The sequence below is a fragment of the Chryseobacterium lathyri genome (assembly GCF_003290185.1).
GTDB classification, from domain to species: domain Bacteria; phylum Bacteroidota; class Bacteroidia; order Flavobacteriales; family Weeksellaceae; genus Chryseobacterium; species Chryseobacterium lathyri.
In genome coordinates this window covers 67,533-91,155 of sequence record NZ_QNFY01000007.1, presented here as the reverse complement: position 1 = coordinate 91,155, position 23,623 = coordinate 67,533, and the positions used below count along the sequence as shown (strand labels likewise).

Sequence of the window (23,623 nt, the reverse complement as noted above, 5' to 3'; positions counted from 1 at the left end):
CTATATGAAAAAGTATATTCTTTCAATGGCGGTTCTATCGCTGTTTTACACCAAATCTGACGCCTGCGCGTGGTCAGACCCGGATTATGAATATTTCAATCTTTTTACACAAAGTATTATAAAGGATAAATCCTATCTGCCCTTCCTGCTCACTTATTCTAACAGGTTTTACGGAGACTACAAAGGCAACCCGATTCCTGACGACAATATTGAAACGTGGAAAAAGTTTTTCAACAACCAACTGAACTACGCGGAAACAGAAAACCTGGTATACAAGATCAGCATGAGCGATCTTAATGCTTTGAAAAACGGAGCACCAACAAATCCTTTGCTACAGAAACTGGGAACAGGATTCTACCAAAAGTACAGAGAAGGCATCGATTATTTAATTGAAGCTAAGTATCTGGAACCTTATATGAGCATTAATTATATTGAAAGTCCCGACTCATTTTACAGCTATGGTCCTTCAAAAAAGCAAAATGCTACATCCATTGATTATGCCAAGACAGTCAATGCACTGACTTCTCTATACAATGCAGCAAGAAATCCGGAGATCAAGCAGCGTTACGGATATCAGCTGGTACGTTTCAATCATTACACCAGAAACTATGACGCTGCCCTGGAGGCTTTCAGAACGTACATAGAACCGATCAAGCAGAAAGGTACGGTATATTTTATGGCCCTTGACCAGCTTGCCGGTGCCCAGAGAGGAAAGGAAATGAACGCTGATGCGAACTGGAACTTCTTCCAGGTTTTCATGAACAGCAAAGACCGTAAGGAATCTGCTTTTGTCTCGATGAAACTTTCGGATACAGCTTCTTTCAGCAATATTATGAAGAGGGCTGGCACCAATGATGAAAAGAATATGGCTTACTTCTTATTGGGCTACGAAGGCTTTACGAATCCCATTCCTATCATGGAAAAGATGTATGACATTAATCCGGATTCTGAGATCCTTAAAGTAATGGCGGTAAGAAGTATCAACGAGCTGGAAAGAAGTTATCTGCCAATCTATTATTATACTTCGGATGCTTCCGACAATGTGTACATGCAGAAGGGAAATGCTGATGATCATGACACAGCTTCCAAGGATGCAAAGGCAGAACCTGCTGAAGTAAAAAAAGAAGAAAAGCTTTCATTCTGGCAGAAGATTGTAAGATTCTTCAAAAACCTTTTCGGAGGATCAAAGTCCGACAGCGTGGCTGGAGAAAAGAATGATCAGAGCGATGATGAGCTGCTGAACAACCCGGACAGAATTCCTTTCTATACAAAAACAGGTTACGGATACGACGAAAAGACCAAAGATTATCTGGACGACCTGGAAAAATTCACAGAGAAAACTAAAAAAGTATCTAAGGATGAATACTGGCAGATAGCAGATGCTTATCTTAAGTTTTTGAAAAAAGATTACAAAGGAAGCTCGGAGATTCTGGAGGATATCAAAACAACAAACCCGGAATATCTTGAAGAAATAAAAAGAATGAAGGTTTTGAATGATATTGTTTCGCATCCTAAGATCGATGCGGAATTTGAAGATCATCTGATGAAAGACTATGCTGATTATTTTGTAAAGAAAGAAGTGAAAAAAGACAGTACTGCCGTATCTGATTATGATTATTATGGAGAAACTCCATCTACGGCAGATTTCCTTAAAGATGTTCTTGCCAACCGCTATTTCCTGCAGGGAGAAGACGGAAAATCGTTCCTGATGAGCAATAAGCTTTCGGATCTTCAGTATAACCCGAATTCCAGTCTGGTAAAAAGTGTTGAAGACTTTTACAAAAAACCGAATAAGACTCAGTTTGAACAGCAGATCATCGCCAAGAATATGGACAATGTAGGCAATATAGATGCTTTCTTCAGCATGATCTATGGTGACAGAGCCATGAAGCAGGCAGATTTTGAAAAGGCTAAATCTTATTATGAAAAAGCCCAGGGATTTGCTGGAATTCCAAGAATGAATTATGACTGGACGGATAAAGGTGAAAAAATGACTCCGAAGCAGTATGCAGCCGGCGAATATAATGGATTCAGGGATATTTCGAATCTTGTTTTCGGACACAATGTATGGGAAAGTTTTGGAAGTCCTGAAACTGAAAGTATGGAAGCCGAAGATTATTCTGCATTTCCTTTCATTAAAGCCAGCATGAATAAACTGGAACTGGCGGATGCGCTGATCCAGCTTAAAAAAATCGGTAACGGAACAGATGAAAAGGCAGCGAAAGCCAGCCAGCTTATCGGAAACCTATTGTACAACACTTCCAGCTTAGGATATTACCGCCAGTTGTTTGTGATGGACATTGATAACACCAACGGCGGAAAGTACGATTTCTGGAATACGGACAGAAAAAATCCTTATAAATATTATTATAAGAACTTCCTTTATACCACTTATGTGGAGCCGGATAATTTTGACCTCGCGATCAATTATTACCAAAAGACCCTGAAGCTATCGAAAGACAAAGAACAGAGAGCAAGAGTCCTTTTCCAGATGGCCAGCGCGGAGCAAGGAAAGTATTATCAGTATGAGGCAAAAAATGCAGCAAAAATCAGCTATTCGGATCCTCAGTATTCTGAAAAGGAACAGGCGCACCAGACTGAACTTGATAATATCAGGAATCAGAAATACAGAACGTATTTTGCGCAGTTGAAGTCCCAATATGCAGATTCGGAAACCATGAAGAGCCTGTCGGGAAGCTGCAGCTACTTCGGGTATTTCCTGAAAAGATAATATTTAACATATACAAAAAAGAAAAAGGAATCATTACGATTCCTTTTTTTCTTGCTGTTTCTGAAGCCATTCCTCATGCTTTGTTTTAAAGATATCATGTTTGTAGTTCTGATTTCTTTTAGCTGCATCTATTGAGTGCGAGGTATGGATATCGTTGTCTTCTTCCGCAAAATCGGCTAACTTTTCATAATAGCAGTGAAGCTGGTCCAGTTCTTTTTCCGTAAGGTCTTCTATATCCACAATTCTGTTGCTGGCTTTTTCATTAGCCGCAAGAAGCTCATTAAGCTTAATTTGTATGGCTTTGGAATCTTTGTTCTGGGCTTTCTGAATTAAAAAGACCATTAAGAAAGTGATAATGGTAGTACCGGTATTAATGACCAGCTGCCAGGTTTCAGAATAATCAAAAATAGGTCCTGAAGCTGCCCATACTACAACAATAAGTACGGCTCCGATAAATGCATATGAACTTCCTGTAAATTTGGTTGCCCAATCTGAAAACTTCTCAAAGAGATTATTGTTCTTATGACTCATACTATCAATTCTTTTAAATAATAAATTTATAGAATTAACTTGAATCAGAAGTAAAGAAACTTGGGAAACAGAGGAAAAGAATGAAAAATTTAACCAAATTATTGATCCTGCTTTACTTTTAATCTTTCAGGCGCCTTAAATAAGATTGAATGGTTTAAAAAAACAAAAACATTAAGACAGAAGGACTGCCTTAATGTTTTCTAATTAAAATTTGATATGAATGAATGTTTATTATTTTTTTCCGAAGGGTATTTCTTCAGATTGATCAACTGTTTTTGTACTGACTGAAGGTAAATCTTTTCCGAAGCGGATCTTCTTTATACCGGGCATCCCATTATTCCAGGTGTTCTGCGGCCAGCCATTATTCATATGGTTGGCTTTATAGAAATCCCTGAATTCTTTTTCATATATGTATTTTAGTTCTTCGTCGGAAAGATCTGCTTCGGAACGGCATGATACGAATAGTGTTCCAAAAGCAAAAGCCAAAAATATTTTTTTTATATTTTTCATAAGATTAGAATTTGTAGTTTACCTGTACTGCAAAATTTCTAGGCTGGATCTGATCGATGTACCCTCCTCTGAAGTACGAACTGTATCCCACAGAATCGAAAATATTGTTGAAGAATACTCTTAGCCCCAAACCATTTTTAAGGGTGTACCCTGCCTGTGCATCTACTGTAGTATATTCAGGCATATCAAAAGGCTTATCTCCAGCTTTTACGCTGTTAAGATGGCCTGCTGTAAATGTCTTCTGGGTCCATTCATCCACAGGCCTTTTCCCTACATAATAGATTCCTGCTCCCACATCCAGACCCGTTAATGCTCCTGTTATAAATTTATAGTTCAACCATCCGTTTGCGGTGTGCTTCGGGGCATTCATTGGTGCAGAACCATTGATATAGGCAGGACTCTCCTGATACTGGGCATCCAGATATGCCCATCCGGACATTACCTGAAGGTTAGGAAGAATTCTTCCGATCAACTCTACTTCCATTCCTTTTCTTCTCAGGTTACCGGCAAGTCCGTAAAGGATATTATTTTTATCATCTTTTATTGGCTGATAATTTTTATCAAGGATCTGGAATGAAAGATTATCTGTGTTAATATCAAATAAAGTAACATTAAATCTCAATCTTTCATTGAACCAGTCAGATTTGATTCCGGCTTCCCACTGCTTTGTATGCGATGCTCCTACTTTTCCACCTGCCTGAAGGATATTATTAGAAGCTCTTAAAGAGGTAGTCGTAGTGTAGGATCCGAAAATATTGATATTCTGAATCGGTGAAACGATCAATCCAAAAGATGGGTTCCATGTATCTACCGTTTCATTAGAAGACCCGTTCAGTCTGCTGTACCTGATTCCCAAATGGGCTTTCACATATTTGCTGATTGACATTACATCCTGGGCCATAGCTCCAATGCTTGGCGTAAGGACAGGGTTTGAACGCCCCAGGTTTTTATAAATTACATTGACAGGAACCTGGTTCGGGATGGTCCCGTTAACAACATCGAAAATGTCAAGAGGATTAGCACCATACGTTATAGCACCAATTTTTGTTGGGCGGGCAGTAATTAAATTTTCAGGGGCAATGGAATTTTTATAGGCTTCATAGGTGACGGTTGATGTTTCCGTTTCCCTCCAGTCAAATCCAACCTGGAAAGTATGATTGATGAATCCTGTTTTCACCTGCTCACCAATGAAATCCAACTGCAATACTTTATTGATATCTTCTCCCTGAGATTTCCCGATAGTATGCTGCCGGATATTATAATTCGTTTCGTTAGTCGGTAATGATATGGAAGAGGCTTCACTCTCTGAACTGCTTGTAGAATTAATAAATGCAGCTCTTACTTTTAGTTTATCATTAAGCTTACGAACCACTGTTGTGGCAAAATTAAAGGTCTCTGTTTTTGAATAGTCAGAAGTATATCCTAAAAACTTCCCTTTCGGCATATGGTATAATGCTTCCACATCACCCGGTGCTGTATTAATGGTTCCTCTGTCAGGAGTACGATTATCATGAAGATAGTCCATCTCTACATTAATTTCTGTTTTATCATCCGGGCGATAAGATACGGATGGATTGATGTACATTCTCTCTCCTTCAACATGAGATCTGAAAGAATTATTTTTCTGATAAGCTCCATTAAACCTTACAGCTACTTTACCCTGAGAATCCAAAACTCTCTGAAAATCTACTGTAGGTCTGTAAAAATCCCAGCTTCCGTAGCGGAAACCTACACTGGTCTGATCTATGAACTGTGGTCTTTTGGTTACTACATTAATCACACCTCCTGCTGAGCCCAAACCGTTTCCTATTCCCTGGCTCACGGCTGCTGATCCTTTAATAACCTGAATGCTTTCAACACCCTGCATATCTGTGATCATTCCTGCCGTACGGAAATCCGAATCCATCTGAACTCCGTTTTTCAATACAGGCACTCCTCGATACCCTCTGATAGACATACTTTCACTTCCTCCTCCATAGCTTGAGAACAGGGTTACGCCTGGTACATTTTTAGCAACATCAGTTACTGTAAGGGCTCCCAACTCTTCAATGGCTTTATGGGAGATTACTGAAATACTCTGGATCTGATCTCTGGTTTTCAAGGGAAGCCTTGTAATAGCTTCTAAGCCTACCGGCTGTTTCTTTTTTTCACCAAATAATTCTACTTCATCAATCTCTTTTGATTTTTTAATAGAATCATTCACTTGCTGTGCGTTTACAAAAATCCCACCCAATACAAGCAAAGAAAAGGATACTACTTTATTCATCTGATAATTTTTTACGAAATTATTATTTTTATTAATTCTAAATAAATAAATCAAGCTGACATATCTCACCCGGATATGACTAAGCATTATCAGATCATAAATGAGCCTAGAGCTGTTATAGGGATATTTTAAGGATCCTGGAGCATCATTAAAAGGAACAGGGAAAAGTAGACTTATCTCTATAAAGAGCTAAATGATGAAAAGGTGTGATTTTAATAGTTTTTATTTTATAACCAAGCAGTTTTATATTCAATATTCAAAAAAAATCCGTTCCTAAAAAGGAACGGATTCTATAATCATTGCAAAGTATGCAATTATCACACTTTAATTTCAACGTCTACACCGCTTGGTAACTCTAATTTCATTAGAGCATCAACAGTTTTAGAAGAAGAAGAGTAGATATCCATCAGTCTCTTGTGAGCTGATAATTGGAACTGCTCTCTAGCTTTCTTGTTTACGTGTGGAGATCTCAACACCGTGAAGATTCTCTTATTTGTTGGCAATGGAATTGGTCCGTTTACAACAGCACCAGTAGCCTTTACCGTTTTTACGATTTTCTCAGCAGACTTGTCTACCAAGTTGTAATCGTAAGATTTTAGTTTTATTCTGATTCTTTGTGACATTTCTTTAGTTTAAAAAATTAACCTTTTGCTTTAGCAATGATTTCTTCAGCAACGTTTTGTGGAGTAGCCTGGTATTTCTCTAATTCCATAGAAGAAGTAGCTCTTCCTGATGAAAGTGTTCTTAGAGTGGTTACATATCCAAACATTTCAGAAAGTGGAACAGAACCTTTAATTACAACAGCTCCGTTTTTCTCTTCCTGACCACTGATGGTACCTCTTCTCTTGTTAAGGTCACCAATGATATTACCCATATATTCTTCCGGAGTTACAACCTCCAGTTTCATAATAGGCTCCATGATTACTGGCTTAGCAGCACGTCCCGCTTCTTTAAATCCTAATTTAGCAGCCATTTCAAAAGAAAGTGCATCAGAATCCACTGCGTGGAAAGATCCGTCTTTAAGAACTACTTTAATACCTTCAACTTCGAAACCAGCCAAAGGACCGTTTTTCATTGCAGCTTTAAAGCCTTTTTCAATAGCAGGAACAAATTCTCTAGGAACGTTACCACCTTTGATCTCGTTAATAAATTCTAAACCTATTTTACCTTCGTCAGCTGGTCCAAGTTCGAATACGATATCCGCAAATTTACCTTTACCACCAGATTGTTTTTTGTAAACTTCTCTGTGCTGAGCAACTTTTGTAAGATTTTCTTTGTATTCTACCTGCGGCTGACCTTGGTTTACTTCTACTTTGAACTCTCTTCTCATACGATCTACAATGATATCCAAGTGAAGCTCACCCATACCAGAGATAATCGTTTGTCCTGAAGCCTCGTCTGTTCTAACCGTAAATGTTGGATCTTCTTCAGCTAATTTAGCTAGAGCGTTACCCATTTTATCCTGGTCAGCTTTAGTTTTAGGCTCAACAGCGATACCAATTACCGGATCAGGGAAAACCATCGATTCTAGAACGATTGGGTTTTTCTCGTCACACATTGTATCACCTGTTTTGATAGATTTGAAACCTACCGCTGCACCAATATCTCCTGCTTCAATATATTCTACAGGATTTTGCTTGTTAGCGTGCATCTGATAGATTCTTGAGATTCTTTCTTTATCACCTGAACGGGTGTTCAAGATATAAGAACCTGCATCTAGTCTTCCAGAGTATGCTCTGAAGAATGCTAATCTTCCCACGAACGGGTCAGTAGCAATCTTAAATGCTAGAGCCGAGAAAGGCTCGTTTACGTCTGGTTTTCTTGTAATTTCAGCGTCAGTTCTAGGGTCAGTACCTTTGATATCATCTTTGTCCAATGGTGAAGGCAAATATTTACATACTGCATCCAGCATAAACTGTACTCCTTTATTTTTGAATGAAGAACCACAAGTCATTGGGATAATAGATAAATCAATAGTAGCTTTTCTTAAAGCTTCGTTGATTTCGTCTTCAGAGATTGAATCCGGATCTTCGAAGAATTTCTCCATCAAAGTCTCATCGTAGTCAGCAACAGCTTCTACTAATTTCTCTCTGTATTCAAGAACTTCATCTTTCATGTCTTCCGGAATTGGAACTACCTCGAAAGTAGCACCTTGTCCAGCTTCATCCCAGATGATCGCTCTGTTTTTAATTAAGTCTACAACACCTTTGAAATCTTCTTCAGCACCGATTGGTAAAACGATTGGAACTGCATTAGATCCTAACATTTCTTTTACTTGTTTTACAACGTTCAAGAAGTCAGCACCCTGTCTGTCCATTTTGTTTACGAATCCCATTCTCGCTACTTTGTAGTTGTCAGCAAGTCTCCAGTTTGTTTCAGACTGAGGCTCTACTCCATCTACTGCAGAGAATAAGAATACCAATCCATCCAATACTCTCAAAGATCTGTTTACTTCTACAGTGAAGTCAACGTGTCCCGGTGTATCGATGATGTTGAAGTGGTAAGGTTTAGTTTCAGCTACAGGCTTCCCTTGATCAGTTGGGAAGTTCCAAGAACAAGTAGTTGCAGCAGAAGTAATAGTAATACCTCTTTCTGCTTCCTGCTCCATCCAGTCCATTGTAGAAGCACCATCGTGAACTTCACCAATTTTGTGGTTTACTCCTGTATAGAATAAAATCCTTTCTGTAGTGGTAGTTTTACCAGCATCAATGTGTGCGGCAATACCAATATTTCTTGTAAATTTAAGATCTCTACTCATTTCTAATTAGAATTTAAAGTGTGAGAAAGCCTTGTTAGCTTCCGCCATTTTGTGAGTATCAGATTTCTTTTTGTAAGCAGCACCTTCTTCTCTGGAAGCAGCTACTACTTCATTAGCTAATTTCAAAGCCATAGACTTATCATTTCTAGCTTTTGAATATTTGATTAACCATTTCATTGCCATAGAAATTTTTCTATCAGCTCTGATTGGCATAGGGATTTGGAAGTTAGCTCCACCTACTCTTCTAGAACGTACTTCTACGTGAGGCATTACATTAGTAAGTGCATCTTTCCAGATTTCAAGTGCAGTTTTTTCGTTATCTCCTTTTTTAGTTTCTACGATATCTAATGCATCATAGAAAATTTTGAATGCGATTGACTTTTTACCGTCAAGCATCAGGTTGTTTACGAATCTAGTTACCAATTGATCATTAAACTTCGGATCTGGTAACAACGGTCTTTTTTTCGCTTTTGTCTTTCTCATTGCTTCTGTACCTTATTTAATGATTATTTTTTCTTTCCTTTTGCTGGTGCAGCAGCTGCCTGACCTGGCTTAGGTCTCTTAGCTCCATACTTCGATCTTCTCTGTGTTCTTCCATTTACACCTGCAGTGTCTAATGCACCTCTTACGATGTGGTAACGTACTCCCGGTAGGTCTTTCACCCTTCCGCCTCTTACCAATACTATCGAGTGCTCTTGAAGATTATGTCCTTCGCCCGGGATGTAGGCGTTGACTTCTTTCCCGTTAGAAAGTCTTACCCTTGCAACTTTTCTAAGTGCAGAGTTAGGTTTCTTAGGAGTGGTAGTATATACTCTCGTACATACACCTCGTCTTTGTGGACAAGAATCAAGGGCAGCCGATTTGCTCTTCTTGGCAAGCGTGGCTCTTCCTTTTCTTACTAATTGTTGAATAGTAGGCATTTAATTGCTTTTTATTTTAGGGTGCAAAAATAGGAATATTTTTTTAATTAACAAACACTTGAGTATAAATAAAAGATCTTACTAAAAATTAATTAACAGCTAGTTACGTTTAATCCTTTAATACAACCGTTACATTTTTATCCCAGTTGAAATTCCTTATATTTTGCTGTAGCTGCTGAAAATTATCTCTATTAATAGAATATATAGATACCTCCAGCCTGGCAACAGTTACCTTATTTTTAATCTTCAGAACGGCTGCTTTTTTCCAATTTCCCGGGATATGTCCCTGAAACCATCCATCATATACTACTGCTATATCATATTTGTTTTTCAGACAGTAACGGGTAAGAAAATCTTCAAACTTATGATCAAAAGTTTTTCTGTTTTCATTAAAAACAATTGTCTCTTCAGAACCTAAACCGATAATATCCAACAAATGAATATCGGTATAGTAGCTAATAGCCCCAATATCATTGGCCACTACTTTAGAGTTATTATAATAAGTATGTAAAAATCTCGCAGACTGTATCTGCTGTTCATAAATATTTTTCCCTCCATTATCAATTACCTGATGAGCGATCCAGCCTTTATAAATTAAAAGGAGAATATTCATGGCAATCAGTATGCTGATAAGAATTTCTGTTCTGCAATACTTTTTAAAATCTAAGAAAAGATCTTTAACCTTTGGAATAAGCGCCATTGAAAACCCCACAAGAAGATAAGCTTCATAGCGAAAGAGTCCTTTAAAATCTGCAAACATGGAATGACAGATCGTCGTTAAAGAAAATATAATAAGAAAAAAATTATTCTCAACAGCCTCCCGGAACGTTTTGCTTTTTAAATCTCTACCTATAAAGATGGTACATAATAAAAGAGGAAACAGACCTATTTTATAAAAGCTGATATTCAATAAAAAATTATCAAGCACAATAGCTTTAAGCTGAATCAGGAAATGTGAATCGAAACTCAGTTTTGTTCCTTTTACCACCACAGAATTGGGAAAGAAGTAGCCAGACTGCTGATTATTAAAATAACAAAAAATAAGAATCGGGATAAAGCCAGCCAGCAGCACTCCAACAGCGTTCTTCCATTTTTTAAGTAAGATCAGAACAAAAGCCATCACTGTAAAATAAAACATACTTTCAAAGCGCGTTAGCCCCATCAATAGAATAGTACCATAAAAACCAACAAGTGCCCATTTATTTTTATGCCACCGGAAAAAACAAAAGATATTTACTACAAAAAGAAATACCTGAAAGATATGTTCCATCCCCGCAAGCAATTGTAAATGAAGAACAGCAAAAAATAACGTGAAGATTACCGCTAAAAATGTCTTTTTTATATCATTAAAAATATCTCCATAATATTGGGTCAGAAAATAAATAATCCCAACACTGAAAACAGCATTAAAATACAGCGGAATCTGATCATTATTCCCAACTATTTTAATTAGAACACTGATGATAAATGTAAATAATGGCGAGGAAGAGGCGGAAGAAAACTTATATTCTGTAATTCCCCAGACATTGTGGAGCGCAAAATTTTTCGCCACTGCTAAATGAATATAGGCATCATCCAAAAGATAAATATAATGACCTCCTGTTTTTGAAACCGAGTTTATATAGTATGATAAACACACCGTAAAAAAAACAGCAAACGATATAAAAAAATTTCTTAGTCCTATATTTCGGAATGACTGCATTTTTAAGATCAATTATAAAAATATCAAAGATAAGTATCATCAATCGTAAACCTGTGTTTTCGGCATAATATTTTCTAAATTTGTTAGCATAAAAAATAAACATATGAAAAATGCAAGCATTATCGGCCTGAAGGAAGCTGACTGTAAGAATATTTCAGAAAAATTAAATATTCTTTTAGCTAATTATTCAATATTTTATCAAAACACAAGAGGTTCACACTGGAATATCAAAGGAGATCAGTTTTTTACCCTCCATCCTAAGTTTGAGGAGCTGTACAACAGCCTTGTATTGAAGATCGACGAAATCGCAGAACGAATCCTTACACTAGGTGCCACCCCAGCCCACAACTACTCAGACTATTTAAAAGTAGCCACCATTAAAGAAAGTAAGGAAGTAACAGATGCCCATAAAAGTGTTGAGCTTATTCTGAACTCTTTCAAAGTAGTTATCGATCTGCAGAGAGAGCTTCTGGACATTACAGATGCCGCAGGAGATGAAGGAACCAATTCTCAGATGAGCGACTACATTACTGAACAGGAAAAAGAAGTATGGATGTACAATTCCTATTTAGGGAAGTAACCTGCAAAAATCAACTGATTAAAAAAATCGTCTTACATTTAGGCGATTTTTATTTTAAATAACTATATTTGCGTTAAAATTACACATATTATGCACGACGTTCGATTAAACTCTATTCTGGATAACGATTTCTATAAAATAACGATGCAAAATGCAGTGGTAAAATTATTTCCAAGTTCCATTGTAAAATATGAATTCATCAACAGAGGAAAGCATCAGTTTCCGGAAGGTTTTGATGTTGCCTTAAAAGAAGCGGTCAATAAAATGGCAGAATTAAAGCTGACCAAGGAGGAAAAAAAATTCATGGCAAGAACCTGTCCATATATAGATCTTCCCTATCTGGATTTCTTAGAAGGTTATCATTATGATCCGTCTGAAGTAAAAATACGCCAGGAAGGCAGTGAGCTTTCCGTAACCGTTGAAGGACTTTGGTACAGAACCATTCTTTGGGAAGTTCCTCTTCTTGCTTTAATCAGCGAGCTTCATTATGAAATGAATCATATGGAAAGAGATTCCAATGAGATCGTTATGAACAGAACACTGGAAAAAGCAGATTCACTGGCGAGATTAGGGGTAAATTTCGCAGAATTCGGAACAAGAAGAAGACATTCTTATAAGGTACAGAATCTGGTAATGGAAGCTTTAACGCATAGTAAAGAATCAACTTTTATTGGAAGTTCCAATGTTCATTTTGCCATGAAATACGGAGTGAAACCAATTGGTACCCATGCGCACGAATGGTTTATGTTCCATGCCGCTGAATATGGATTCAAAATGGCCAATGAAATGGCCCTTGAGCATTGGGTGGATGTTTACAGAGGCGATCTTGGAGTCGCACTTTCAGATACCTATACTACCGATGTTTTCTTCCAGCAGTTCGATAAGAAATTTGCCAAACTGTTTGACGGCGTACGTCATGACAGCGGTGACCCATTGGAATTTGCAGATAAAACAATAGCCCACTACATCAATAACGGGATCAATCCTCTATTTAAATACATTATCTTCTCGGATGCTTTGAACCTGGAAAAAGTAGAAGAAATCACCAATTACTGCAAAGGAAAGATAGGCGTATCGTTCGGGATCGGGACCAACCTTACCAATGATGTCGGTTTAAAACCAATGAATATCGTCATGAAACTGATCGGAGTACAGGCACCGAATAAGGAATGGATTGCTACAGTAAAACTTTCCGACGAGCATGGTAAATATACCGGCGATCCTAAAATGATTGAGCTTGCTAAAGAATTTTTAAGAATAAAAGATTAAATTTAGATATCAGATGATGGACATCAGATTTCAGATATTTTACTTATAATTAAGCATTACTATGAAATTAAAAATTTATTTATCCCTCACTCTTTTAGTGGCAGCTTTATCTTTTGCCCAGGAAAAGAAAACAGAAAAACCAAAATTCAACCAGGAATTGGCAACATCTCTCGGTGCTGATAAATACGGAATGAAACCCTACACAATCGTAATGCTCACTACCGGCACTACAAAAGTTGATGATAAAGCCAAAATGGGCGAACTGATGAAAGGCCATATGGCAAACATCGGAAAGCTGGCTGACGAAGGAAAAATTGTGGTGGCCGGTCCTTTTCTGGAAAAAAATAAAGAAAACTACCGCGGTATGTTTATTTTCAATACAAAATCCAAAGAAGAAGCCGAGCAATGGGTAAAAACTGATCCTGCAGTACAGGCCGGGGTCTTCGGCTATGAAATCTTACCTTGGTACGGATCTGCTGCATTGCCTTTGTATTTAAAACATCACGGAGAAATATCTAAAGAGAATCCATAGAAACATTTTTCCTTAAACATCAATCTAAAATAAATCATTATGTAACTCCATAGTGATTTATTTTTTCACTATCTTAGAGGTTCATTTTCAGATTAATACAAATTAAAACCATCAAAAAATTAATTCCATGAAAAAATTGAACGTATCAAAACTTTCGAGAACAGAATTGAAAGAAGTATTCGGCGGAAATTTATATCCGGCACAATGCCCGGGAGGATGCCCTGGTGAAGCCATGATCAGATGTCCTGACGGCACAACCACTATGACTAATTATATATGTATGGGTGGAAGATGCGAAGTAGCCGCAATGTGTAAACCTTTGGTTCTTGAACCTTTTCCAGATCCGATTACCATCACTCCATAATTAGATCAACAAATATAAAGTGAGTCTTCCGGCTCACTTTTTTATCATATTTAATAAGCAGAAACATTCTATCTCTCAAAATGAAAAGAAACCTTAGCATCTTGTTTTTATTTTATCTAAGTATTTTTTGTACAGCTCAAAATAAAAAACACCCTGAAATCATTAATTCAGGATATAAGGGAAAAATACGTTCACTTACAATCAAAATATACAGCGATTCCATAAAAGATAAACCTGCTGATTCCTTAATCTCTGTGAAAACCCGTTATTATAATGAAGATGGGAATGCTACAAAAGAATCATATCAAAGCAATAAAGACCGGCAAATTACCGAGTATGAGTTTAAAAACGGTTTAAAAACAGGGTATTCTTTAAGCAGAGATGGAGAAGTCAGGCTCAGAGCAAAAATTACTCATCAAAAGGGCGGATATCTCATCGACCTGTATGACTTACAGAACAGGCTGGTATCAAAAGATAAATATAGGTATAATGAACTTTTAAGAATAAAAAGCAACGAACGCATGATTTATGACAATCAGACCGGTCAACTTAAAAGCCATTCATTTGTCGATTATTATTACAATGAAGAAGGATTTATTTCAGGGTATGATGTAAAAGATCTATTGACTGCCCAAACCATTACTTACAGATTTCAGACATCTCATAAAGACAAGCACAAAAATCCCGATAAATTAATCTTATTAAAAAATAATCTGCCTTTCCAGATTCATATGATAGATATTGAATATTATAAATAATAACTACCACCCATTCTACAAAATTTTAACGGTTTCCCGTAAAAGAAATCAATTTTTCTTTTTGTAATTTTGAAACATGGAGATGACCTATTTACTTATTGGATTTATTACCGGCGGAATTCTGGGAGCCGTTATTTTATATTTTGTTTTAAAATCGTCTACGGTTTCAAGAAATTCTTACGATGAACTGAATAATCTGCATATCAAAAATAATTCAGACCTGGAAAATCTTAATCTGAAAGTCCAGGAGCTGAGCCAAAATATCAACAAAGAAAAGGAGCAGAACCAGCAGCAGACCGACCTGTTGAATGATCTGAAAAATGAATACGCAAAAATTTCTGCCGAACACGCTTCTTTAAATGCACAATTTTCAGAGCAGAAGCAGCTTAATGCAAAGCAGACCTCGCAAATAGAAACTCTTATCTCGGAGAAGCAGCATATTTTTGCTAAAAATTCTGAACTCTCTGCTAAAAATGACAGCCTACAACAGTCTCTTGATAACCAAAAGGAAGAAATCACCAAGATTCAGGAAGAATCCAAACTTCAGTTTGAAAATCTGGCCAACAAAATTTTAGAGGAAAAGACCGAAAAGTTCACGACTTTAAATCAAAATAATTTAAAAAACATTCTTGAACCTTTCCAGGAAAAGATCACCGACCTTAAAAACAGGGTAAATGAAGCCTATGAAAAGGAAAATAAGGAACGTTTCTCTCTGGCAGAAAAAGTAAAAGAGCTTGCTGAGCTGAATCAGCAGATTTCAGAAGACGCGAAAAAGCTGACAAGAGCTTTAAAAGGGGAAAGCAAAACCCAAGGGAACTGGGGAGAAATGATCCTTGAAAGTATTCTTGAAAAATCCGGGCTTGTAAAAGGAAGAGAATATTTCCTTGAGCATGAGCTTCGCGATGAAGACAACAAAGCGCTGTTTTCCGAATTTTCCGGTAAAAAAATGCGTCCTGATGCTGTCATAAAATATCCGGATGAAAGAAATGTAATCATAGATTCTAAAGTTTCTCTGACAGCTTTTACAGAATTGGTGGATGAGAATGACCAGGATGTTTATGCGATGAAGCTTAACCAGCATTTGGGGTCTATCAAAAATCACATTCTTCAGCTGAGCCAGAAGGCCTATGATGATTATGGAAAGTCCTTGGATTTCGTCATGATGTTCATTCCCAGTGAACCAGCTTATATTGCCGCTATGCAGGCAGACCAGAACCTTTGGAACTTTGCTTATGAAAGAAGAATCCTTCTGCTGAACCCGAGCAACCTGATTACTTCATTAAAGCTTATAGCAGATCTATGGAAACGTGAGTACCAGAACAGAAACTCTATGGAAATCGCTGATCGTGGAGCAAAGCTGTATGATAAATTCGTTGGATTTGTCGAAAACCTTGAGAAAGTCGGGAAAAATCTTGATCAGGCTAAAAATGTATACAACGATGCTTACAAGCAGCTCTCTACAGGAAACGACAACCTTGTCATCCAGACGCAGAAACTGAAATCTTTAGGAATCAAGAACAAGAAAGACCTGCCTCAAAGCCTTATTGACAACGGTAACTTTCTGGAAACGGAAAACTAATGACTTGAAAAGAATCAAATCATTTTAATCATCAGCGTTGTTATTTTTACGATATCCCTGGTACTGCCCGCAGTTTCCCAAAAAAAGGCGTGAATGCCAATTGCTAAGTAATTTTAAAAATTAAATTCCAAAGATTATTATATGTTTTCCTTTGCAGCATATTCTTATCCAAAATCTGAATCTTATAAGGAGATCCTGCTTTCATCAATTACTGCCGGCCTTTTAATCTATATATTCCTGATTGTTTTTCAGCCTTTTGGAACGGAAAACTTCCGGCATCAGTATAAATACCTGTTGCTTTTCCCTTACTCCATTATATTTGGATCAGCTTTTTTTGCTGCAGAACTTAGTATTATTCGTTTCAGAGACTGGAACATCGGCTCCGAATTGCTGAAGATGGCAGGTATTCTTCTTTCAGCCTCTATCCTATCTTATTTTTACAATACTTTGTTCATAAGTCATGTTACGCTGAGCTTTAGCAACTACCTCTATATGTTTCTGTATTGTCTGGCCCTGGGAATCCCAATTTCAACTATTTATATATTGTCGAGGTATATCTATTTAAAAACAATCCACGAAAAAACTGCAGAAGAGGTTTCCCAGCAGCTTGCAGGTCATGCTAATTCAATCGTTGCCACACTCAATAAAGTATTGAATATATCTGCAAATAATACGGATTTGCAGATTCATGAAGAGAACTTCATCTGTGCACAGTCTATGGAAAACTACTGTTCGATCTATTTTTCGGAAAATGGGCAGGTAAAAAAACTTGTAGTCAGAATAAGCCTCTCAAACCTTTTGAATCAGATTCAGACAGATTCTGTAAAAAGATGTCACCGCTCCTATATTGTTAATTTAAATCAGGTCAAAAGTCTTAAAGGAAATGCACAGGGCTACAGACTTTTTCTTTCTGATGATTTTGAGATCCCGGTTTCAAGAAGCTTTATTTCGTTGATTATTCCAAAATTAAGATCTTTAAAAGTCTGACATTTGCTGTCCGTCACATTCTTTTGTCATTCATCACTTTCATTTGACCAGCCTTACTGTAATCTTCATTTTTGTTCAAAATTATAAGCAATGAACAAAACTATTTCCTTCTTCTTCTTTTTTATTCTGGGGTTTTCTGTCTACTATTTCGTTGATCTTTTTTATTTTAAAAGTATTCAGATTTTTGTTAAAGAATTATCCGGGAGCAAAGCTGTCGCCCATGTTGCAGCATACTGTATCACAATGCTCCCACTTATCATTACTTTAAAAATCATATTCCCGGAGAAGAATATTACCACCCTTTTTTCAATCAACAAACCCATTCTAAAAGGTTTTTCCATAGCTTTCATGGGCACACTTCCCATGCTAGCCGGCTATTTTATCTATTTTAAGCTGGTACAAAGTATTAGTTTTCAATCCCTATTCATTAACAGCATTTCATCCCCTTTTTTTGAAGAACTTATTTTCAGAGCATTTCTTATAGGGATTCTATACAGATTTACCAGGCTGGGATTTATTACTTCTGCTTTATTCGGATCATTATTGTTTGCCCATGTGCATTTATACCAGGGCAGCAGCTTCACAGAGCTTACTGAAATATTTCTCATTACCTTTTTAGGTTCAGTCTTCTTTTCATGGGTTTATTTTGAAACTGATTTTAATCTTTGGACAGCAATTTTTCTTCATCTTTTCATGAATCTCTACTGGGAAATATTTAATGTTTCAGACAATGTTTCAGGCAATATGTATGGAAATTTATTTAAAATTTTATCTATTTTGCTCATCATAGCTCTGGTTATCTACAATAAACGCAGGAATAAAATACCATTTCAAATTACTGGAAAAAACCTTTTCATTAAAACCAGGCAGACGTAATCACAAATTTTACATAATTTTGTAGCATGTTGATAGAAAGTTTTCAAAACGATAAAATAAAAAACATCACCAAGCTTCTGGCTGATAACAGGTTTCGTAAAAAATCAAAAGTTTTTGTGGTTGAAGGACAGCAGGAAAATGAAAGAGCTTTGCAGTATGATTTCGAACCTGTCGAGTTTTTTATCTGTGAAAATATCTTTAAAGGAAAACTTCCGGAAGGCAGAATCCATTATGTAAGTGAAAAGGTATATGAAAAAATAGCATACAGGGGAAGCTCTGAAGGAATTATCGGAATTTATAAAACTAAAGAAAATCTCCTTTCATCATTTATTCCCAAAGAAAATTCTACCATCATCATTGTAGAAGGTGTAGAAAAACCCGGTAACCTTGGCGCAATCCTGAGAAGCTGCGAGGCTTTCGGAGTTGATGCTCTAATTGTTGCAGATGGAAAAGCTGACTTCTATAATCCTAATGTGATACGCTCAAGTGTGGGATGTCTCTTCGGAATGGAAGTGTATGATGCTGAAAATGAAGAAACCTTTGAATTCTTACAGAAAAACAATTTCAATATTTATACTACTCTTATGGATGAGACCGCTGAAGATCTTTATAAAAGAGATTTCAAACAGCGTTCTGCTGTTTTATTCGGAACGGAACATTCCGGATTAAGTGATTTCTGGGTTGGAAAAGGAAAAAATACGCTGATTCCGATGGCAGGAAGTATTGACTCTTTGAACCTGAGCAATGCAGTAGCCATTACCTGTTATGAGTCGTTGAGACAAAAGAAGGGATAAGAATCTGGACTTTATTATTTTGCCCGATGAGATTGCTTCGCCTTCGGCTCGCAATGACAGAGAGGTTAAGGTATAAAGCATAAAAAAACCGTCTCACAGGGTGAAACGGTTCTTTTATTGTTAAGCTTATGCTAGAATTATTTCTTAGCAGCGTCTTTAACTTCTTTAGCAGCATCTTTTGCAGCACCTTTAGCAGCATCAGCAGCACCTTTAGCAGCGTCAGCAGCAGCTTCAGTTGTAGCTTTAGCAGCATCAGCACCAGCAGCAGTTGTAGCAGCAGCAGCATCTTTAGTAGCATCAACAGCAACGTTAGCAGCTGAATCAATTACTTTAGCAGCAGAATCAGTAACTACAGCAGCAGAATCAGCTACGTTAGCAGCAGCAGAATCAGTTGCTCCTTCAGTAGAAGTAGCTTCAGTTTTTTTACAAGCAACTAGAGAGATTGCAGCGATAGCAGCTACGAATAACGACTTTTTCATAATAAATTAAATTTAATTTTGTTAATATTGTTTTTTATAAATTTCTTCTGTTCTGTTATTTGAACAAGACAAAGGTAGACCAGATACAAAAGTTGTTTATGAAAAATAATTGTAATACCTTTGTAAAATAGTTTTACAAAAAAACAATACTGATAATCAACAATTTAATTATTTAATAAAATTGACAGATTTAGATCTATTACATTTTGAACAGCTAAAAAAAGATGTTCAGACTGAATTTTTAAAAGAATCCAACTCTTCCCATGATGATATTTCAAAATGGAAAGGGATAGATATTATATATTTCCAGGAAGACCTTCGCAAAAAAGCTAAAGGCAACATCAGTGAAAAATCATTTTACACTTATTTCAAAACTTCTCCGGTCACCAAATTACCTAGGATCGATATGCTCAATTTATTGAGTATTTATGCAGGATACGACTCATGGTATGACTTCAAGAAACAACATCTTTTTGCAGGAGAATTACTGCAGGAAAATGAAGAGCTTGAACAGGAAGAAATCATAGAATTAGAAAAAACAGTTTCTTCGGCTCCTGAATTACCAAAAACTGAAATTCAGCCTCAGGAAAATATTGATTTACAAAAATCAAATACTGAAAATCAAACAGTTAGACAAAACACACCAACAGTTACCCAAACAGAAATACAACCTTCTGCAGCAAGAAAAAATTTGCTTAAAAAAAATGCCTGGGCTATCGTTACTTCAATTTTAATTGCCATTACCGGAGTTTTAGGATTTAAAGATCAAATATTTTCGAAAACCTACAAATACTGTTTTATTGATAAAGACCGTGGTGTTTCTGTCATCAATACTCTTGAAATAAAGATAATCAAAACAAATGAATCTCCGCTTCTCTATAAATTAAAGCCTGGAGAATGCTTTTATTATTCTACTAAGGATAAAAACATCAAAATGCAGATCAGCGCTCCTTTCTATGAATACCTGGAAGTCAACAGGAATCTGGAAAATGCTCCGGATGAGGAAATGATTGAACTGAAACCAGATGATTACAAGATGGCTGCCTATTACTTCTCCATAAAAGATGTAAAAGGAGGTAATCCTGAAGAACAGGTAGCCCTGATCAAACAGAAAAGAAATCAACTGGAAAACCTGATAAGCAACAGTGCGGTTATCTATCAGGTATACGACAATAAAACGTATGGTATAGAAAGGCTTGACAAGCAAAAATACATTACGCTGGTAACAACACCTACTACCTCTCTGAAAAACCTTAATGTTATAGAGATGAAAAAGGACAGTAAAGGAAAAATAATATCTATTAAATTTAAAATCGCATCCACAGATGAAGAAAATAAATAAGTTTTTAATTTTCGCAGTACTTTTTTTAGCATTTATTTCCTGTAATAATAAAAAGACGGAAGTAAGTGATCTGGATAAATTAAGAAACAGCACCAACGTAAAAAGCTATCCTGCCGTACAAATGGACAGCATGCAGGCGATTAATTCCATCACCAAGCAGAAAGTACAGGAACTTCTTGATCTTTCTACATTATACCTGTCTGGAAATAGGAATACAGAGATTGACACGGTGATCTATTCACAGATGGAAAGCTATTTTCATAAACCAGATTCTACTACATTCAAAAAACTATTCCATGAACTGGACAGCCTTAAAGTAAAATCGGTGAAAGTAAATAATCTGAATGTTTACAAAGAATTCTATAAAAAGGATACTTTAGATTATGCGAAATTCAATCTGGAATATTTTGATTCAAAAAATAAATCCCTGGGAACTTTTGAGAAAAATGCTCAATATATTTTGCTTTCTACCCCAATGATCAAAAAAGAATTCAAATTTTATTTCTTAGATTTTTACTCAGATCCGTTAAAGAAAGACAGTACATCAGTAGGTGTCACCAAATAGTCCAGCGGAATATCATTTTCCCAGACATCATCAATATTTTCATCGGGGTTAAAGTAATTAACTCCGATTTTTTTTGTTTCAGAAGGAATCATTTCAAAAAAAGCATCGTAAAATCCTTTTCCGTAGCCTACTCTGTTTCCTTTTTTATCGCAATACAGCAATGGCGTAATCACCCAGTTAAAATCTAAAATGCCGGAATCTTCATTAGAAACAGGCTCGGAAATACCCCAATGATTCGTTCCGAATTTTGTATCCTTAAAAATCTCTACGGATATTAATTTCGCATCTACAATTTTAGGCACAAAAACTCTGATATTCCGGCTTAAAAAATAGTTAATGAATAGTTGAGTATCTATTTCCTTAAACTTTTCGATCGGAATGAAAATGTGGACTTTCTGACCTGAAACTGGTTTAAAAAAATCAACAAATTTTTCAAAAATCTTTTCAGATAACAAGAAAGCCTCATCAGTTGACAAGGCTTTTCTTTTCTGCATATATTTTTTTCTAAGTTCTGCTTTTAACATCTTTATCAGGCGTTTTACAACTTAAAGAATTTTATATATTTTATCTGATAAACGAACTCTGAAAGGAAGTTCAAAAGTGATCTGATCTCCTTTTTTTGCCGTTTCACAAGGACCTCCGTTTGCAAAAAGTTCAGTAATGGTCAATTCCTGCTCACCAGTGGTCGGGCCTGAAATTAATACCTTATCACCTACTGAAAGTTCTTTGTTTTCAATTAAAAACTGTCCGATTTTCGATTTTGTATAATAATGTTCTGCCTTTCCAACCAATACTTTCTTGATGGCAATTTTTTGACGGATATTCTTTGTTTCAGCTTTTGCTAAAGGCTTATCAGGAAGGTCACCTGATTTTTTAAATTTCAGTGCATCAGATTTTCCTTTTCTGAAAACTTTATTTCCTACCTGTAATCCCTTTCTTAATTTTAACTGCTCTTCCAAAGGCAAATGTATGATTTCCAAACATTCTGTAGAGCAGCAGTTTTCCATCACAGCTTTACATTCATCACATTGAATAAATAATAAATGGCAGGCATCGTTAGCACAGTTCGTATGATTGTCACAAGGCTTTCCACACTGGTGGCACTGCGCAATAATATCATCTGTAATCCTTTCCCCTAACCGGTGGTCAAATACAAAGTTCTTTCCAATAAATTTACTTTTTATCCCTTCTTCTTTAATCTGTCGGGTATATTCAATGATTCCGCCTTCTAATTGGAAAACATTTTTAAAACCCTGATGCTTGAAGTAAGCGCTGGCTTTTTCACAACGAATTCCACCTGTACAGTACATTAACAGGTTTTTATCTTCTTTAAAATCCTGTAACTGCTCGTTGATAATCGGTAAACTTTCTCTGAAATTTTCCACATCAGGAGTAATAGCCCCTTCAAAGTGACCTACTTCACTTTCGTAGTGATTTCTAAAATCAACAACAATTGTATTCGGATCTTCAAGCAAATTATTAAATTCCTGAGCCTTTAAATGAATTCCTTTATTGGTAACATCAAAAGTATCATCGTTCAAACCATCTGCAACAATTTTATGTCTGACTTTTATGGTCAGTTTTAAAAAAGAATAATCATCCTGCTCAACCGCTACATTTAAACGGATTCCTTTCATAAAGTCATAAGCCTCCAGCGTATTGCTAAAAGCCTCAAATTGATCCGCGGGAACACTCATCTGAGCATTAATACCTTCATGGGCAACATAGATACGGCCAAGAGCATCAAGGGCATTCCAGGCTATAAATAATTCGTCGCGAAATTTTTTGGGATCTTCAATTTTGGCATACGCATAGAAAGACAACGTAAGGCGTTCCTTACCAGCTTCATCAATAAGTTGAGCTCTTTCTTCTGCGCTTAAGGTGTTATACAGTTGCATGCTATAAACGTTTTAAGTGAGAAAAATATTTTTGCAAATATAATCATTTTTCATTTGAATAGGATGTACATGTGAGCAGTAATAAAGAGTCTGAGAATGGCTATGAATGATTTTGGATTAATTGTTGTACCTTAAAAACATAATTTATTTCCTTCCGGCCTGCAAAATGTGACATTTTTTCT

The 23,623-nt window shown here is 36.4% G+C and carries 23 protein-coding genes; 12 read left to right on the top strand and 11 right to left on the bottom strand.

Annotated elements, in window-relative coordinates:
- The first annotated feature begins 4 nt into the window (after positions 1-4).
- Complete coding sequence (locus DRF61_RS11320; protein WP_111957417.1) at positions 5-2,731, top strand: hypothetical protein; 2,727 nt, start codon at positions 5-7, stop codon at positions 2,729-2,731.
- 33 nt (positions 2,732-2,764) lie between these two features.
- Here the strand turns inward: DRF61_RS11320 and DRF61_RS11315 are convergent, their stop codons facing one another.
- The 8 genes from DRF61_RS11315 to DRF61_RS11280 form a co-directional block, all read right to left on the bottom strand.
- On the bottom strand, positions 2,765-3,262 hold the full coding sequence (locus tag DRF61_RS11315; RefSeq protein ID WP_111957058.1) for a low affinity iron permease family protein: 498 nt from the start codon (positions 3,260-3,262) through the stop codon (positions 2,765-2,767).
- Between the two features lie 231 nt (positions 3,263-3,493).
- Complete coding sequence (locus DRF61_RS11310) at positions 3,494-3,772, bottom strand: hypothetical protein (RefSeq protein ID WP_111957056.1); 279 nt, start codon at positions 3,770-3,772, stop codon at positions 3,494-3,496.
- Between the two features lie 4 nt (positions 3,773-3,776).
- A complete protein-coding gene (locus DRF61_RS11305) occupies positions 3,777-6,038 on the bottom strand; it encodes a TonB-dependent siderophore receptor (protein ID WP_111957415.1) in 2,262 nt (753 codons plus the stop codon).
- A 317-nt stretch (positions 6,039-6,355) separates the two neighbouring features.
- Positions 6,356-6,661, bottom strand: a complete 306-nt coding sequence (gene rpsJ, locus DRF61_RS11300) for a 30S ribosomal protein S10 (RefSeq protein ID WP_002661363.1) — start codon at positions 6,659-6,661, stop codon at positions 6,356-6,358.
- A 17-nt stretch (positions 6,662-6,678) separates the two neighbouring features.
- Positions 6,679-8,796: an elongation factor G gene (gene fusA / locus DRF61_RS11295; RefSeq protein WP_111957054.1), complete on the bottom strand. Its 2,118-nt coding sequence runs from the start codon at positions 8,794-8,796 to the stop codon at positions 6,679-6,681.
- Positions 8,797-8,802: 6 nt separating this feature from the next.
- Positions 8,803-9,279 carry a 30S ribosomal protein S7 gene (rpsG, locus tag DRF61_RS11290; RefSeq protein WP_007839548.1) on the bottom strand — a complete coding sequence of 159 codons (477 nt, stop codon included), beginning with the start codon at positions 9,277-9,279 and terminating at the stop codon, positions 8,803-8,805.
- Between the two features lie 23 nt (positions 9,280-9,302).
- Complete coding sequence (gene rpsL / locus DRF61_RS11285; protein ID WP_002983146.1) at positions 9,303-9,716, bottom strand: 30S ribosomal protein S12; 414 nt, start codon at positions 9,714-9,716, stop codon at positions 9,303-9,305.
- A 109-nt stretch (positions 9,717-9,825) separates the two neighbouring features.
- Positions 9,826-11,418, bottom strand: a complete 1,593-nt coding sequence (locus DRF61_RS11280) for a hypothetical protein (RefSeq protein WP_111957052.1) — start codon at positions 11,416-11,418, stop codon at positions 9,826-9,828.
- Positions 11,419-11,521: 103 nt separating this feature from the next.
- On the opposite strand from DRF61_RS11280, the gene DRF61_RS11275 reads away from it, so the two are divergent.
- The 9 genes from DRF61_RS11275 to DRF61_RS11235 all read left to right on the top strand — a co-directional run bounded on the left by DRF61_RS11275 (position 11,522) and on the right by DRF61_RS11235 (position 19,157).
- Positions 11,522-11,998, top strand: coding sequence for a Dps family protein (locus DRF61_RS11275; RefSeq protein WP_111957050.1), 477 nt, complete (start codon positions 11,522-11,524; stop codon positions 11,996-11,998).
- 90 nt (positions 11,999-12,088) lie between these two features.
- On the top strand, positions 12,089-13,267 hold the full coding sequence (gene pncB / locus DRF61_RS11270; protein WP_111957048.1) for a nicotinate phosphoribosyltransferase: 1,179 nt from the start codon (positions 12,089-12,091) through the stop codon (positions 13,265-13,267).
- Between the two features lie 61 nt (positions 13,268-13,328).
- The gene (locus DRF61_RS11265; protein ID WP_111957046.1) at positions 13,329-13,799 is read left to right on the top strand and encodes a YciI family protein; all 471 of its coding nucleotides are present in this window, start codon (positions 13,329-13,331) and stop codon (positions 13,797-13,799) included.
- Between the two features lie 127 nt (positions 13,800-13,926).
- Positions 13,927-14,163: a hypothetical protein gene (locus DRF61_RS11260; RefSeq protein WP_111957044.1), complete on the top strand. Its 237-nt coding sequence runs from the start codon at positions 13,927-13,929 to the stop codon at positions 14,161-14,163.
- An 80-nt stretch (positions 14,164-14,243) separates the two neighbouring features.
- Positions 14,244-14,921, top strand: coding sequence for a hypothetical protein (locus tag DRF61_RS11255; RefSeq protein WP_111957042.1), 678 nt, complete (start codon positions 14,244-14,246; stop codon positions 14,919-14,921).
- A 76-nt stretch (positions 14,922-14,997) separates the two neighbouring features.
- A complete protein-coding gene (locus DRF61_RS11250; protein WP_373865967.1) occupies positions 14,998-16,500 on the top strand; it encodes a DNA recombination protein RmuC in 1,503 nt (500 codons plus the stop codon).
- Positions 16,501-16,641: 141 nt separating this feature from the next.
- Positions 16,642-17,487, top strand: a complete 846-nt coding sequence (locus DRF61_RS11245; protein ID WP_111957038.1) for a LytR/AlgR family response regulator transcription factor — start codon at positions 16,642-16,644, stop codon at positions 17,485-17,487.
- A gap of 90 nt (positions 17,488-17,577) precedes the next feature.
- Complete coding sequence (locus DRF61_RS11240; RefSeq protein WP_111957036.1) at positions 17,578-18,363, top strand: CPBP family intramembrane glutamic endopeptidase; 786 nt, start codon at positions 17,578-17,580, stop codon at positions 18,361-18,363.
- 26 nt (positions 18,364-18,389) lie between these two features.
- Positions 18,390-19,157: a TrmH family RNA methyltransferase gene (locus DRF61_RS11235; protein ID WP_111957034.1), complete on the top strand. Its 768-nt coding sequence runs from the start codon at positions 18,390-18,392 to the stop codon at positions 19,155-19,157.
- A gap of 137 nt (positions 19,158-19,294) precedes the next feature.
- Here DRF61_RS11235 and DRF61_RS11230 read toward each other — a convergent pair whose 3' ends face one another.
- Positions 19,295-19,636 (bottom strand): hypothetical protein, encoded by a 342-nt coding sequence (locus tag DRF61_RS11230; RefSeq protein WP_111957032.1) that lies wholly within the window; start codon positions 19,634-19,636, stop codon positions 19,295-19,297.
- 181 nt (positions 19,637-19,817) lie between these two features.
- On the opposite strand from DRF61_RS11230, the gene DRF61_RS11225 reads away from it, so the two are divergent.
- Both DRF61_RS11225 and DRF61_RS11220 read left to right on the top strand, forming a co-directional pair.
- A complete protein-coding gene (locus DRF61_RS11225) occupies positions 19,818-20,978 on the top strand; it encodes a hypothetical protein (RefSeq protein ID WP_111957030.1) in 1,161 nt (386 codons plus the stop codon).
- The gene (locus DRF61_RS11220) at positions 20,962-21,543 is read left to right on the top strand and encodes a hypothetical protein (RefSeq protein ID WP_111957028.1); all 582 of its coding nucleotides are present in this window, start codon (positions 20,962-20,964) and stop codon (positions 21,541-21,543) included. Before DRF61_RS11225 ends, DRF61_RS11220 begins: the two co-directional genes overlap by 17 nt.
- Here the strand turns inward: DRF61_RS11220 and DRF61_RS11215 are convergent.
- Together DRF61_RS11215 and trhO are read right to left on the bottom strand one after the other, a co-directional pair.
- Positions 21,492-22,067 (bottom strand): 5-formyltetrahydrofolate cyclo-ligase, encoded by a 576-nt coding sequence (locus DRF61_RS11215; RefSeq protein ID WP_111957026.1) that lies wholly within the window; start codon positions 22,065-22,067, stop codon positions 21,492-21,494. The genes DRF61_RS11220 and DRF61_RS11215 overlap by 52 nt on opposite strands.
- A gap of 21 nt (positions 22,068-22,088) precedes the next feature.
- Complete coding sequence (gene trhO, locus DRF61_RS11210; protein ID WP_111957024.1) at positions 22,089-23,441, bottom strand: oxygen-dependent tRNA uridine(34) hydroxylase TrhO; 1,353 nt, start codon at positions 23,439-23,441, stop codon at positions 22,089-22,091.
- Between the last annotated feature and the right edge of the window lie 182 nt (positions 23,442-23,623).